The sequence below is a fragment of the Citrobacter sp. Cpo103 genome (assembly GCF_030332605.1).
Classification (GTDB): domain Bacteria; phylum Pseudomonadota; class Gammaproteobacteria; order Enterobacterales; family Enterobacteriaceae; genus Citrobacter; species Citrobacter portucalensis.
Genome location: NZ_JAOWHO010000029.1, coordinates 216,989 through 231,882 on the forward strand (window position 1 = coordinate 216,989; position 14,894 = coordinate 231,882).

Annotated in this window: 12 protein-coding genes and 1 tRNA gene; 8 read left to right on the forward strand and 5 right to left on the reverse strand. The window is 49.2% G+C overall.

The window, feature by feature from the left end; translation table 11 throughout:
• The first annotated feature begins 373 nt into the window (after positions 1–373).
• Positions 374–616 carry a DUF2545 family protein gene (locus tag OGX89_RS09780; protein WP_003834857.1) on the forward strand — a complete coding sequence of 81 codons (243 nt, stop codon included), beginning with the start codon at positions 374–376 and terminating at the stop codon, positions 614–616.
• Positions 617–725: 109 nt separating this feature from the next.
• On the opposite strand, the gene pgtP is transcribed toward OGX89_RS09780, so the two are convergent.
• The gene (gene pgtP, locus OGX89_RS09785; protein ID WP_003834854.1) at positions 726–2,117 is read right to left on the reverse strand and encodes a phosphoglycerate transporter PgtP; all 1,392 of its coding nucleotides are present in this window, start codon (positions 2,115–2,117) and stop codon (positions 726–728) included.
• 415 nt (positions 2,118–2,532) lie between these two features.
• On the opposite strand from pgtP, the gene pgtC reads away from it, so the two are divergent.
• From pgtC to pgtA, 3 genes are read left to right on the forward strand one after another with little or no spacing between them, the layout of a single operon-like run.
• A complete protein-coding gene (gene pgtC / locus OGX89_RS09790) occupies positions 2,533–3,732 on the forward strand; it encodes a phosphoglycerate transport regulator PgtC (protein ID WP_125112650.1) in 1,200 nt (399 codons plus the stop codon).
• A gap of 11 nt (positions 3,733–3,743) precedes the next feature.
• A complete protein-coding gene (gene pgtB / locus OGX89_RS09795; RefSeq protein WP_286560565.1) occupies positions 3,744–5,738 on the forward strand; it encodes a two-component system sensor histidine kinase PgtB in 1,995 nt (664 codons plus the stop codon).
• Entirely contained in the window at positions 5,728–6,975 is a 1,248-nt protein-coding gene (gene pgtA / locus OGX89_RS09800; RefSeq protein WP_125112648.1) for a two-component system response regulator PgtA, read from the forward strand. The genes pgtB and pgtA overlap by 11 nt, the downstream gene beginning before the upstream one ends.
• Before the next feature lie 105 nt (positions 6,976–7,080).
• Here the strand turns inward: pgtA and OGX89_RS09805 are convergent, their stop codons facing one another.
• Positions 7,081–7,620, reverse strand: a complete 540-nt coding sequence (locus tag OGX89_RS09805; protein WP_125112764.1) for a DUF2058 domain-containing protein — start codon at positions 7,618–7,620, stop codon at positions 7,081–7,083.
• Positions 7,621–7,992: 372 nt separating this feature from the next.
• On the opposite strand from OGX89_RS09805, the gene OGX89_RS09810 reads away from it, so the two are divergent.
• Positions 7,993–9,891, forward strand: coding sequence for a methyl-accepting chemotaxis protein (locus OGX89_RS09810; RefSeq protein ID WP_125112647.1), 1,899 nt, complete (start codon positions 7,993–7,995; stop codon positions 9,889–9,891).
• A 186-nt stretch (positions 9,892–10,077) separates the two neighbouring features.
• The gene (locus OGX89_RS09815; RefSeq protein WP_125112646.1) at positions 10,078–10,710 is read left to right on the forward strand and encodes an ECs1377 family protein; all 633 of its coding nucleotides are present in this window, start codon (positions 10,078–10,080) and stop codon (positions 10,708–10,710) included.
• A 46-nt stretch (positions 10,711–10,756) separates the two neighbouring features.
• On the opposite strand, the gene OGX89_RS09820 is transcribed toward OGX89_RS09815, so the two are convergent.
• Both OGX89_RS09820 and OGX89_RS09825 read right to left on the reverse strand, forming a co-directional pair.
• Positions 10,757–10,831: transfer RNA gene (locus tag OGX89_RS09820), tRNA-Arg, on the reverse strand.
• 75 nt (positions 10,832–10,906) lie between these two features.
• Positions 10,907–11,848 (reverse strand): formate/nitrite transporter family protein, encoded by a 942-nt coding sequence (locus OGX89_RS09825; protein ID WP_125112645.1) that lies wholly within the window; start codon positions 11,846–11,848, stop codon positions 10,907–10,909.
• Positions 11,849–12,136: 288 nt separating this feature from the next.
• On the opposite strand from OGX89_RS09825, the gene mlaA reads away from it, so the two are divergent.
• A complete protein-coding gene (mlaA, locus tag OGX89_RS09830; RefSeq protein WP_125112644.1) occupies positions 12,137–12,892 on the forward strand; it encodes a phospholipid-binding lipoprotein MlaA in 756 nt (251 codons plus the stop codon).
• Between the two features lie 59 nt (positions 12,893–12,951).
• Here the strand turns inward: mlaA and fadL are convergent, their stop codons facing one another.
• Positions 12,952–14,232, reverse strand: coding sequence for a long-chain fatty acid transporter FadL (gene fadL / locus OGX89_RS09835; protein ID WP_003028188.1), 1,281 nt, complete (start codon positions 14,230–14,232; stop codon positions 12,952–12,954).
• 371 nt (positions 14,233–14,603) lie between these two features.
• Here fadL and OGX89_RS09840 point away from each other — a divergent pair, with 371 nt between their 5' ends.
• Complete coding sequence (locus OGX89_RS09840; RefSeq protein WP_003834838.1) at positions 14,604–14,888, forward strand: YfcZ/YiiS family protein; 285 nt, start codon at positions 14,604–14,606, stop codon at positions 14,886–14,888.
• The last annotated feature ends 6 nt before the right edge of the window (positions 14,889–14,894 follow it).

Consider the following 14,894-nt stretch of genomic DNA (forward strand, 5'->3'; position numbering starts at 1 on the left):
ACTGATCGTTAGGCCGCCATGAACGACATTGGTTCCTGTAAAGAGTGTAAAACTGAGTCAGGACAAAACCACGAGGGGGCATGAATGATCGGACGCACAATGTACACCCGAAAATTAATGTCAGCCAGAAATAATTACTCAAGATTCGTAAATGTTTTTAGGGCGATTAAGGGCAAAATTTCGCCTATATATAATTCGTTGTTTTTATGATAATTAAATAAACGACGGAGAAACAGTGTAATAGTAAGCGGTTGAATGATCTTTGTGAATAAAATGTTGCTCAAATTGCATGCGGATAGGAATTGTCTTAGAATATAAAGTTAAGGGAGTGTAAGGACTTACGTTAAGTTTACGGCAGACAGGAGGTATCGCTATGCTCTATTTCTGGATCTTTCTCATACTGAGCATTCTGTGCGTCAGTTGCTATATCTGGCAGGTTATAGGCGCTGCGGCGTCAATTAGCGCTTTTCTCGGCATGGCCATCCTTACGGCATTAATTTACGTTTTTACTATGCGGCTGACCAATGGTGACGAAATGGTAACTGGATTATTCCTGTTTCTTGCCCCGGCATGTGGTTTGATCATTCGCTTTATGGTCGCAGACGGTAAGCAATAATTTGGAATGTTACGTTTAGCAATAAATTATCACCTTAAGTTATTTATTATTTGTCTGAGTTTATTGAAGTGCCAGCATCGCTGGCACTTTTTTGTGAGACCGAAATGAATTACCGGGCATCCGCCAACTGGAGTGATGCTTCTTCTTGTTGAGCATTTTTTCGCTGTTGTTCAAGTTCCAGCGCACCGCGATGAGAGAGGTAGCAGAACAGGATGCAGCAAACAATACCCCCCATCAGCAGATAGAAGCCGCCGTGCCACCCCATTTTGTCGACCATTACGCCAAACAGACTGGTGCCCAGCGATGCGCCAAAAATGTAGCTCATAAATCCGCGCAGTCCTACTGCAGAACCTACTGCGAAGCTGGGAACGATTTCCATCGTCTGAACAGAAGCGAGGAACTGTGGAACATAGATCAGGCAACCCACAATGGCGGCAAAAATAGTGACCATCAGCAGGGATTCACTTTTCCAGTAGCCGATCAAACAGACGAAAATCAGCGCCATACAAATCATGGCCAGCGGCATGCGACGGCCTTTAAACAGTTTATCGGTAAGCCAGCCCGCCAGTAATGTGGAAGGGATTGCCGCCCATTCAAAAAACAGAAAAGCGATGCTCATTTGCTCTTTCGAGAAATGTTTTTCGGTTAACAGATAAATAGGCAACCAACTAATCATGCCAAAACGCACCATATAGACGAAGACATCTACCAGTGAAACATACCAGGCATTCTTATTACGCAGCACATAGGTGCAGAAAATCTGGAAGGCACTCATATTTTCTGGTGCCTGGACAGCGTGTCGGGAATTTAATACTACTTTTTCTTCCGGCATCATTTGTTCCAGAGCCGGTAAGCCTTCCTGGCGCGGTGAACCTTTCCCCAGCATCAGCACAATAAAAGCAAACAGTACGGCAACACCGGCCGGGACAATATAGCTGGCGCTTTGCCAGTGCTCGCTCCCTAAAATGGCAAAGGCGGCACCAACAATCGGAGCGACAATACCACCGCCAACGTTGTGAGAAATATTCCAGAATGCGCCGACGCGTCCACGTTCTTTACGCGGAAACCAGTTGGCAATGGTAATAAATGAAGGACCAACGCCCATTCCCTGGAACAAGCCATTGAAAACGACCAGAGCGGCAAAAATCCAGAATCCGGTACTGAATCCTAAACCGACGTTTACGATGGCGCACAGAACCAGGCCGCATGCCATAAAGACCTTAGGGCTGGCCTTGTCTGCCAGACTACTCATAATGCCTTTACTGATCCCATAGGCAATAAGCATACAACTGCTGAGTAGACCAATTTGCGTGGCACTGAGATCCAGATGTTCTTTCAGGTACGGTGTTGAGAGCGTGAAGTTATTGCGCACAATATAGTATGCGAGATAGCCAAGAAATACACTGAGTAATGCCTGAATGCGGTATCGGCCATAAGTTTCCTGGACTTTCTCCGCCGGGACTTTATTTGCTGAAGGCCCTGCCTTAAATATGGATAACATATCATCACCTAAATTTATATTGATGTGAATATCAGGATTTTTCGTAGTGAAGAGTGAAATAGACGGCAGAGAAACTCAAGTTGATGAAATGAGTCACTATTGACACAATTTGTGGATTGCGTGGCTGATTTTGACTCTTTTTAAATAATGGCTTTTCAATTCTATTCTTTTACGGCCGCTTTTATCATTAGCGTGTGCGGATATTAACAAATTCAGACTGCGTTTTCGGGTATTCTTCACCGATGTCGTCACTTTCCGTTTGGTTATTCTACGAATAACCTTATTCTTCCCCCAGTCGGTGATAAACGGGTAAGTTTTGTCTCAATATTATTTTTTGCACATGTTGGTATTTATGAACAGGATCACAAACAGACTTTTGGGCCGGGGGCGTTGTTGGGCGATCTCGCTCTGTTTTATGTCATTGTCGGTGAGTTGCCTGGCTCAGGGTAAAGAGCTGGTAATGGCGACAACCTTTTCACCGGGGGCAACGGCCTGGATTATTCAGCGTTGGCAGACTGAACCGGGGTCGGTGATGATTCGCACGTTAAACCGGACCAGCAGTTCGTTGGAGCAACTGCTGGATACCGCGAATGCGGAAAATGTTGATCTGATTTTGACCTCATCCCCTATGCTGTTGCAGCATCTGCAGGAACATCAGAAGCTGGCGCCCTTCGACAATGCGTTGCCGGAAAGCCAGCGGCTGGTGCCAGACTCTATCCGTTCGACCTCCGTGGCAGTGGCGATATCTGGTTTTGGTCTGTTGATTAATCGTTCTGCGCTGGCGGCACGACATCTGTCGCCTCCTGCCGACTGGGGGGACTTAACGCTGCCCAAATATCAGAACGCGCTGTTGATGAGTAGCCCATCGCGTTCGGATACCAACCATCTGATGGTTGAGTCATTGCTACAGCAAAAAGGGTGGGAAGCGGGGTGGGCGACGCTGCTGGCGAGTGCTGGAAATCTGGTGACGATTTCATCACGCAGTTTTGGCGTAGCCGACAAAATTAAGAGTGGCCTGGGCGTGGCGGGGCCGGTCATTGATAACTATGCCAACCTGTTGCTTAACGATCCTCACCTGGCTTTTACCTATTTTCCACGCTCGGCGGTATCGCCAACCTATGTGGCTGTTCTCAAGAACAGCCAGCACCCCAATGAAGCGCGTCGTTTTATCCGCTATTTGTTAAGCCCTGAGGGACAGCGGATCCTTGCTGATGCGAATACGGGAAAATATCCGGTAACGCAGCTCGCATCTGATAATCCCCGCGCTGCTCAGCAGGCTATTTTAATGAACCAGCCTCCGCTTAATTATCGACTGATCCTTAAGCGGCAACAGTTAGTGCAGCGGATGTTTGATACCGCCATCAGTTTTCGTCTTGCGCAACTGAAGGATGCATGGCGGGCGCTATACAGTGCGGAAGCGCGCCTGAAACGCCCGCTACCCGAAATCAGAGCCTTACTGACCAGCGTTCCGATAGATGCCAAAAGTAGTGAAGATGAAGCCTGGCTTGCGCAGTTTGATAATAAAAGCGTTGCCGAACAGCAGATGATGGAGTGGCAGCTCTGGTTTCTTAAAAATCAGCGTCAGGCGATATCAAAACTGGAAGAATTAAAATGAAAGGTGGATCGATACTGCAACGCCTTCGCCAACTCAGCATCAGCAGCAGCCTGCGGGGAGCCTTTCTAACGGGCGCATTACTGACGTTGAGCGTAAGCTGCGTCAGTTTGTACTCCTGGCATGAGCAGAGCTCGCAGATACGCTATTCGCTTGATGATTACTTCCCGCGCGTGCATTCCGCTTTCTTGATTGAAGGAAATCTTAACCTGGTTGTGGACCAGCTAAATGAATTCCTGCTGGCTCCCAATACGACGGTAAGGCTGCAACTGCGCAATCAGATAATCTCGCATCTGGATAAAATCGAAGTGCTGAGCAGGGGGTTGCAATCAGCAGAGCAGCAGCAACTGGCGGTGATTTTGCAGGACAGCCGGGCGCTGATGGCGGAACTGGACCGGGTGCTCTACAACATGTTCCTTGTACGCGAAAAAGTGAGCGAACTTTCCGCGCGCATTGATTGGCTACATGATGATTTTACTACTGAGCTGAATTCACTGGTGCAGGATTTTACCTGGCAGCAGGGGACGTTGCTGGATCAAATCGAGGCCAAAAATGGAGATGCGGCGCTGTATCTCAAACGTGCCCGAGAGGTGCAAAACGAGCAGCAGCAGGTCTACACCCTGGCAAGAATTGAAAACCAGATCGTTGATGATTTACGCGACAGGCTCAATGAACTGAAATCGGGTAGCGACGATGGCATGTTGGTGGAGAATCACATCCGCTACCTGGAAAATCTGAAGAAAACGGCGGATGAAAATATCCGTACCCTCGATGACTGGCCCAGCACTATCACACTGCGACAAACTATCGATGAGCTGCTGGAAATCGGGATGATGAAAAATAAAATGCCCGATACGATGCGCGATTATGTCGCAGCGCAAAAAGCGCTGGTTGATGCCAGCCATGCCAGAGAGGCCACGCTTGGGCGCTTTCGAACACTGCTGGAAGCGCAACTGGGGAGTAGCCATCAGCAAATGCAGACGTTTAACCAGCGGCTGGAACAAATTGTTCGCGTCAGCGGTGGGCTTATCCTGCTGGCGACGTTGCTGGCGCTACTTCTCGCCTGGGGGCTTAACCACTACTTCATTCGCTCGCGTCTGGTGAAGCGTTTTACTGCGCTCAACCAGGCCGTGGTGCAAATTGGTCTTGGCAGAACGGATGCCTCTATCCCGGTGTATGGACGCGATGAACTGGGGCGTATCGCAGGCTTGCTGCGCCATACTCTGGGGCAATTGAGCGCGCAAAAAAATCAGCTGGAACAGGAAGTGATCGAGCGCAAGGAGATTGAATCCGATCTTCGCGCAACGCAGGATGAGCTGATCCAGACGGCAAAACTGGCTGTGGTCGGCCAGACTATGACCACGCTGGCGCACGAGATTAATCAACCGCTGAATGCGCTGTCGATGTACCTGTTTACGGCGGGGAGGGTAATCGAACAGGGACAACCCGCTCAGGCCAGAAGCACATTAACCAAAGCGGAGGGGCTGATTACTCGCATCGATGCCATTATCCGTTCACTGCGTCAGTTTGCGCGCCGGGCCGAGCCTGGCACGCCTCTGCATCCGGTCGATCTACGACAAACGTTCAACGCTGCCTGGGAACTGTTGGCCATGCGACACAAGCCACAGCAGGGTTCGCTGACGCTGCCAGACCGGGGCGTGTGGGTGGCTGGTGATGAAGTGCGTATTCAGCAGGTGCTGGTAAACGTCCTGGCAAATGCGCTGGATGCCTGTCCGGTTGCGGCGAAAATAGAGGTTCACTGGCAGACCGAAGGCAGCCGGTTGTGCGTATTTATCAGCGATAACGGTCCCGGCTGGCCTGGGGCATTATTACCATCACTGTTAAAACCGTTTACCACCAGTAAGGATGTTGGCCTCGGTATTGGCTTATCGATTTGTGTATCGTTAATGATGCAAATGAACGGCGAACTGCGCCTGGCGTCGACCCCGGGGCGCAATGCCTGCGTCGTTCTGCAATTTAATCTGACGGATGTAAACGATGTTGAGTGATGAATATTCTGTTCTGCTTATTGATGATGATGCCGATGTTCTTGACGCTTACACCTTGTTGCTTGAACAGGAGGGATATCATGTATTCGCATGCAGTAACCCTTTTGATGCCCGAAATTGGTTGCAGGCCGACTGGCCAGGGATTGTCCTGAGCGACGTGTGTATGCCTGGCTGTAATGGAATTGACCTGATGACGTTGTTTCATCAGGATGACAATCAGCTTCCGATCCTGTTGATCACCGGACATGGCGATGTCCCTATGGCGGTGGACGCGGTGAAGAAAGGTGCGTGGGATTTTCTGCAAAAACCGGTTGATCCTGGCAAACTGCTGGTGTTGGTAGAGGACGCGTTGCGGCAGAGAAAATCTGTGATTGCACGTCGTCACTATTGCCAGCAAAAGCTCCAGGTTGAACTGGTCGGCTACAGTGACTGGGTTAATCAGTACCGCCAGCGCTTACGGCAACTGGCTGAAACGGATATTGCCGTCTGGTTTTATGGCGAGCCGGGAACCGGACGTATGACCGGTGCCCGTTATTTGCATCAGCTTGGGCGCAGCGCTGAAGGACCGTTTATTCGTGGGGAGTTGACGTTAGAGAATGCGGGGCAACTCAATGACCTTATTGCCCAAGCGCAAGGGGGAACGCTGGTCCTGAGCCATATTGAGTGCCTGACGCGCGAACAGCAGCACCAGCTGGTGCATTTGCAAAGTCAGGAGCGGCGTCCGTTTCGCTTAATTGGCATTGGCGCCACTTCGTTGGTGGAACTGGCGGCAACCAACCAGATTGTGGCTGAACTATATTACTGTTTCGCGATGACGCAAATTGGTTGCCAGCCGTTGTCTCAGCGCCCGGATGATATTGAGCCGCTGTTTCGTCATTATCTGCACAAAGCCTGTCTGCGTCTGAACCATCCGGTGCCTGAAGTTGAAGTGGATTTACTGAAAGGCATGCGGCGTCGCGTGTGGTTAAGCAATGTCCGGGAACTGGCCAATGCCGCCGAGCTTTTTGCTGTTGGGCTACTGCCACTGGCTGAAACCGCGAATCCGCAACTGTATTTGCCCGAACCGACACCGCTCGATCGTCGGGTCGACGAGTACGAGCGACAGATCATTACCGAAGCGCTCAATATTCATCAGGGACGCATTAATGAAGTGGCGGAGTATTTACAAATTCCGCGTAAGAAACTGTATTTGCGCATGAGAAAATACGGACTGAGCAAGGAACACTATAAGTTTTAGCAGATGGCATGTGGGGAAGAAGAGCGGGTGACGGTATTTCGGTGGTGGCACTAGCGTTCACCGAAATACGCGACGAAACTCTGGGTGATTATCGGGGTGTTTTTCTTACCACATCAAATCGTCAGGAATGACAAAATCAGCATACGGATCGTCTTCGTCCTTCGCTTCCTGGCTCAGTTCGCAATTTAGAACAATATAGCTTGCATCGCGCTGGGCAATCTTGTCGGCGACAACAGCCGGGATAATGGCGTATTCGCTCTCGCTGCTGCTTTCAGCCGTCAGGCGGGCAATGGCCAGACGGCCCTTGATCAACTGAGACTGGGTTACCTTATCAACATAAACTTTTTTGATCAGGTTATTGTCAGTAAAGTTGTAACCAATATCGCCACGGGAAATGGTGATTTTGTTCATTTCAATCAGTTGCTTGATCTGCGCTTTGTATTCTTTAAACAATGCGGCCTGCTTCTGCTGTTCGCTGAGCAGCTTATCACGCTCGACCTGTGCTTTTTTATTTTCTTCAACCGCTTCTCTGGCTTCACGAGCCTGAACGCGCGATTTTTTCGCCGTTCTCTGCACTTTCGCCATTTTTTTGCTGCTGACCAGACCTGCTTTAAGCATCTGTTCTTGTAGGGTAAGTTTTGTCATTGTCGCTTCTAATCCAAAAAATCGTTGCAAGGATTATAACCTTAACGTTCGGCGGGACGCCAGAATGACGGCCGCGCCATGGCTGTTATCTCGGGCTGCTGTCACTGTCCTGTATCTCTCTCCCTTTCTGAATCAGTTGATGATTACCTGATTCTTTAATAAAAAATAATATTCCAAATAAGTTAATGAAATGGAGTATAGATTCGCATGTGTTAATTATTTAGAGTTTTATTCTAATTGAAGTAATTAAATAGAGTTATGCTGGCAAAAATTTAATCTAAAAAACAAACAGTTGCCCATTGTTCAAATTTAAAGAGCCGCTTCTTTACGCCGATAACCATAGTGAAAATATGGATAATGGAGGGAAGTGGCATGTGGTGGGTTTATCGAATGCCGATGAAAATGAAGTTAATAATTGCGCTACAACCATTATTACTGGCGTTATGTTGGTTTGCTGGTTCAGGAATATTAACGCGCATTGAGACAGAACGGCAGATGGAGAATATTGCCCAACTGACAGCGCTCGCACACAGTGCCGGAAATGTAGTGCATGAATTGCAAAAAGAACGCGGTATGAGTGTCGGGTTTCTGGGGGCTGCAGGGAAGACGTTCAAAGATGAGTTAAATGCACAGCGGGCTTTGACCGATCGCGAGATCGAGGTATTTGTGCGGTCACTGTCCGATACTGTATTACCGGAAGGGGATGTCGCCACCTCTGTCGCCACGTTTAAGAAAAACATTCTTTCTCTCTCCACTATACGGGAGAACGTCACGCAATTAGGGCTTCCGGCTTCAGATGTTGTTAAGTTTTATACCAACGTCATTGCTGATGTGCTGAATTTTGTGGGTAGATTGGGGCAGTTGACGGATTCTGGCGAGATGGCAAACGCATTCGCCGCCTACTACAACCTGCTGAATTTAAAAGAACAGGCGGGTATTGAACGAGCTCTGCTGTCAAATATCTTTTCCTCCGGCCATTTCGCCGATGGACAGTTACATCAGCTCAGTGATGTCGTCAGTAAACAGAACGTTTGGTTGGCAGAATCGTTACGCCTGAGTTCACCGGAACAGGCAGCCATGTTGAAAAGCCGCTTACAGTCAGCAGAAGCGTCAAAAGCCCTCGCATTTCGTGAAACCGCGTTTAGCCATGCCGCCAACGGTGGATTTGGTGTCGATCCTACTACCTGGTTTAAAGTACAAACCCAGCGTATTGAAGTGATGCGGCAGATAGAAAATGTGACGGCGAATCGTCTGTTGGTGAATGCAGAAAAACTCGCGCAGGATGCACGAAAAAACTGGCAAATATATATGGCTGTTAGCCTGTTAGCGCTCCTGGCATCATTGACGTTCGCTGGGGCCATCGCAATTAATATGCACCGTCAGTTTAGTGACACGCTACGCAAGATTGCGGGTATGAATGGCGATCTGACTCAACGTCTGGCGACCCCGGGCAAAGATGAGCTTTCCTCACTTAATCGTGCCTATAACACGATGCTGGAAAGTATTCAGCATATCGTACAGGAGATTAAGCAAGGCTCCGTGGTTTTGTCCGATGCCAGTAGCAGTATTACGGCGGGAAATCAGGATCTGGCTCAACGTACAGATGAACAGGCTGCATCAATAGTAGAAGCTGTGGCCAGCATGGAGCAGCTATCAACTGCGATTACGCAAACGGCGGATAATGCCCGCGAAGCGGAGCATCTGACAATCAGACTGGAAAAAGAGGTCCGACAGGCCAGTAACGTTGCCAGTGCGGCGAACCAGAGCATGGGGGATATTCGCGCTTCCAGTGAGAAAATCTCGAATATTGTGACCTCGATTGATGATATTTCGTTTCAGACTAACTTACTGGCGCTGAATGCGGCAGTGGAAGCTGCTCGGGCAGGAGAGATGGGCAGGGGGTTTGCTGTCGTAGCCAGTGAAGTGAGAAATCTTTCGCAGCGTTGCGCCAAAGAGGCTAACCAAATCCGTGAGTTGGTCGCGCAGAATATGGTCAAAATTAGTGAGGGTGTTGAGCGGGTTACTGCATCTGCTACCGCGCTGGAAGCCGCGGCGGATAATACCACCAGTATGAAGCAATATATTGCGGATATCGCTCGTGTGGCGACGGAGCAGTCACAAGGGGTAACCCAGATAAACCTGGCATTGCGACCGATGGAGCAGGTTACACAGCAAAATGCGGCGTTGGTATCTCAGGCGGCGAGCGACAGCCAGAGGCTGGACAATCTGTCGGCAACCATGAAGGATCTGGTTAACCGTTTTGTTGTCTGACGTGGCGCCGTTTAACCGACCCGGAAAACATACCGGGTCGGTTAGTTATCGTATCCTCATGGTGAGGATAGGAAGGAGCATTGGTCAGGTACTTTCAGTGGGTTAGAAAAAGATTTCTGACACAGGGATGTCGTCGCTGGTAAAGTGAGCAACCAATACCGAGATCTGGCCAGAAGGGAATTCAGTGTGACTGAGCGTATTGATTATCAGGCTGAAAAATACAGTTTTACTGAGGCGACAGAGTGTTCCCGTCTTACCGGCCAGTGGGCTGATGTTATTGCTGAATGCCGGGAAATGAAGGCGGGGCCCCAAGAACGTCTTCGTATTGCTTTATTGAATGTGGACTATGTGACCAGCTTTGAGCTGCCTTTCCGCCTGTTATTACTCCGTACTCCACAACTGATTGCCAGCGTGCGTGAAGAGCTGCAGCTTAGTCAGAAAAACGTCATCTTTAACGGCAAACGCTTTGGATGTGTTTACAGCCTGAAAGCGAGTCTCGGCGGGATCCCGGATGAATTTCAGTACCGCCTGTCACATCGTATCCGGCGCATTAGTCCTGCAGGTTCAAGCGAAGCGCCATATCAGCAGATTGCTAAAACAGTAAAAGCGCCGCGTGAACGTCTGAAGCTGGCACTGGAATTGGGCCTTGATGTCACTGCGCTGGACGGGCTTTTCTGGTTTGGCAGCCAGCGTATTGCCGCTGATGTGTTGAGGCTGAGAAAAGCAGGGATGCGGATAGCGACAAAGCAGACAATGGTGTCCGACAATCTTACTGCAACAGTGAGGAATGTGCCGTTTTACCGCCTGGCCAAGGGATGAACTGACTGGTAAATGATAGAATTTTGACTGGATGCCTAAGAATTCATGGTGTCCCCTGCAGGAATCGAACCTGCAACTAGCCCTTAGGAGGGGCTCGTTATATCCATTTAACTAAGGGGACGAAGCGGCACGAGTATAGCGTTTTTTACTCACAACGGTAAGTCTCAGGCCGCCCGACTGCTCAAACAGTCACCATTCAGGCCTGTTTTTTCTGGTTTTTCTGCTTTTGCTCATCACGCTTTGCTTGCAACCTGGCTTCTTCCTTGCGTTTGTTGCTCATATCATTGCGGATCTGCGCATGGCTCATCAGCGCGAAAATAAACGTTCCGCCACAGATATTCCCGGCGAGCGTTGGTAGCGCAAAGGGCCAAAAAAAATCACTCCAGTGCAGCGTGCCATTAAAGACCAAATAGAGAATTTCCACCGAGCCGACGACGATATGCGTGGTATCACCTAACGCAATCAGCCAGGTCATCAGAATAATGACCACAATTTTTGCCGCTCCGGCAGCCGGAAACATCCACACCATGGTGGCAATTAACCAGCCGGAAATGATGGCGTTGGAAAACATCTCTGTTGGCGTATTTTTCATCACATCCATACCAATTTTGACAAAAGCATCGCGGGTCTCTTCATCAAAAATCGGCATATGTTCAAACGCCCATGCGGCAACCCCGGTGCCAATAATATTACCCAGCAGAACCACGCTCCACAGGCGCATCAACAGGCCAAAATTGCCGAGGGTAGGGTTTTGCATCACCGGCAGTACAGCGGTGACGGTATTTTCGGTAAAGAGTTGCTGGCGGGCCATAATGACAATAATAAAGCCGAAGGTATAACCGAGGTTCTCGAGTAAAAATCCCCCTGGCACGCCTTCCAGCTGTACGTGAAAAATCCCTTTAGCCAGCAATGAGGCGCCCATCGACAGTCCTGCTGCGATGGCTGACCACAGTAGCGCCATCGCGTCACGCTCCATCTCTTTCTCTCCATCCTGGCGAATATGTTCATGGATTGCCATGGCGCGGGAGGGGAGTCTGTCCTCATCAAGCTCTATCTTTGTCCCTGTTAGCTTTTCATCGCTTTCCACCTCGAGCTCGTCGCTGTGTCGATCGATCTTATCTTTCTTGATGTCATTCATAGCCTAATCCTGAATAAGCACGTATTGCTAAAGCGTAGCGGCTTTTGTCCGAAAATCAGCGGGAGAAAGTCTGAGATAGCAAAAATAGTAACGTTTGTTTTTATCGGGTTAGTTAGAATAGAACCGCCGCGGAGTGCGCATTACCAGGCTATGATCAAATCAGTAAGACAGGGTATATAGACATCATTTGACGTGCTGTTACAATCGCTCACATCTAAACAGGCGGATACGTCATCGTTCCGTCATGGATGGCAATCAGCGATAGCCATAAAACACAGGGAGACACTTATGAAGCTTCGCCTGTCGGCGCTTGCGCTGGGAACCACACTTTTGGTGGGGTGTGCGAGCTCCGGTACTGAACAGCAGGGGCGTTCGGATCCATTTGAAGGGTTCAACCGCACCATGTACAACTTCAACTTTAATGTTTTAGATCCATACGTTGTTAGACCCGTAGCTGTTGCCTGGCGAGATTATATTCCGCAGCCAGCGCGTAATGGTTTAAGCAACTTTACGGGGAACCTTGAAGAGCCGGCCGTCATGGTCAACTATTTCCTGCAAGGCGATCCTTATCAGGGGATGGTGCACTTTACCCGTTTCTTCCTGAATACCCTGTTAGGTATGGGCGGCTTTATCGATGTGGCTGGTATGGCTAATCCGAAGTTGCAGCGCGTTGAACCACACCGCTTTGGCAGTACGTTAGGTCACTATGATGTTGGTTACGGGCCGTATATGCAGCTTCCGTTCTACGGTAGTTTCACGCTGCGTGATGACGGCGGCGATATGGTCGATACCCTGTATCCGGTACTGTCCTGGCTGACCTGGCCGTTGTCGATAGGCAAATGGACGGTTGAAGGGATTGAAACTCGCGCGCAATTGCTCGACTCTGATGGTCTGCTGCGTCAGTCTTCCGATCCTTACATCATGGTGCGTGAAGCTTACTTCCAGCGTCATGACTTTATTGCGAACGGCGGGAAACTCAAACCAGAAGAAAACCCGAACGCGAAAGATATTCAGGATGATTTAAAAGAGATCGATTCTGAGTAAGGAATTGGGCAAATAAAAAGGTGAGCTAAAAAGCTCACCTTTTTTACGTCTGAAGAAAATCAGAATGCGTAGTTGAAGTTTGTACCAAACAGCCAGGCTTTACCTTCAGAGTCGAAAGTATAGTTGCCTTCTTGCACTGTTACTTTTTGTCCGTGCATGTAAGACACACCGACGTCGATAGAGGCATCGTCATTGAACGCATAAGTTGTACCTGCACTCAACCACAGGCGATCCTGATCCGGAATCGAGATGGAACGCTTACTTGCTGGAACCGGGCTATCGTCATAAGCAATACCGGTACGGAACGTCCAGCTTTTATCCATATAGTAAGTCGTACCCAATGCAATGCGGTAAGAATCTTTGAAGCCTTCTTCTTTATAGAACAGTGTCTGTCCATTGGAACCTGTGGCTTTCAGCTCCTGGAACTGACTCCAGCTGGTATAGGCCATGCTGTAGTGGATAGCCCACTGTGGTGCAATACGGTTATAACCTGACAATTCCCACATTTCAGGAAGGTTAAGTGTCAGAGAACCCGGGACAGTGGCATTGGTCGTTCCCCATGGGAATGTAGTGCCAGCGCCAGGTATAGCATTCGCCTGGGTACGGATGCCACTCTTATAATCGCCATCAAAATCAATTTTAACTTCAGAACGGTACGTTAAACCATAACGGTTATTTTTATCCAGTTCGTACAGAATCCCGGCGTTCCAACCGTAGCCCCATTCGTCCCCTTTCAGGCTGGCAATTTTGTTGCTGACCTTCGGTAATGCAGCCGTCTGCTCGCCAGAATAACGTTCAATTTTTGCATCAGCATAAACGGCGTTAAAACCGAGACCGAAGCTCCAGCTATCATTCAGACGGTAGGCGCCGCTCAGGTTAAGGTTGACCGTTTTAAGGTCGGTCTTACCGCCGTATTCACCGACGATGTAGCTGTCGTTAAATTCGGTAGCCAGGCCATAGTTTGAGGTAACGGAAGCACCCCAACCAAACTGTTCGTTGATAGGCATCACGAAGTGAGCATTGGGAACCCACGCCGTAGGCGCGATGTTGTCCGCATCAGTGCTGCGTCCGGTGTATGGCGATTTACCGGAAATATTAACGTCTGGATCGATATACACCGCACCTGCTGAGAAAGTAGGGCGATCGAACATCATAATCAGTGCCGGGTTACGACTGGCGTTACCTGCATCATCTGCAATTGCGCCTTCACCCGAATATGCCCGGCCAAGGCCAGAGGAAGAAAATTCGTTTAACTGAAAGCCTGCAGACCAGGCCTGTGTGGAGATAATTGCCACTGCGACTGCGAGAGCAGACTTTGTAAACAGGGTTTTCTGGCTCATGACCATAACCTCATAGATTTATTTTTATACAAACAATGTTACATGCCGTAACAGGAGCGCGAAGTGTAGGGTCTGAGGTACGACTTAGAAATCAGACCAGTGGCGTGAGTATAGGTCGGACCAGCTGGAATGTTGCAAGTATGTTTATAAATATTTTCAAATTTGATCAGAGAAACGCGATCCAGCTGGCAAAATTGCGGGGGTGCGCACTCACCTGTTTGGGCGATTTTTGTTTTAGATCATTTTTAAGTGTGATTTCGGTCACTTATCGCATTTCATACAATTAACGACTGGAGAGGCGAATAATGGGAGCGTAAAATATCCCTATCGTTTATCTGGCACCTCAGGTGCGAATACAGAGGAAATCTACAATGAGTAAATGCAGTGCTGATGAAACCCCGGTTTGCTGCTGTATGGATGTTGGCACCATCATGGACAACTCCGATTGCACCGCGTCCTACAGCCGTGTGTTCGCGAACCGCGCAGAGGCAGAAGAAACGCTGGCCGCTCTGACTGAAAAGGCGCGTGGCGTGGAATCTGAGCCTTGCCAAATCACCTCGACCTTTACTGAAGAGTCAGAAGGTGTGCGTCTGGATATCGACTTTGTTTTTGCCTGTGAAGCTGAAACGCTGATCTTCCAGCTGGGCCTGCGTTAATCCCCC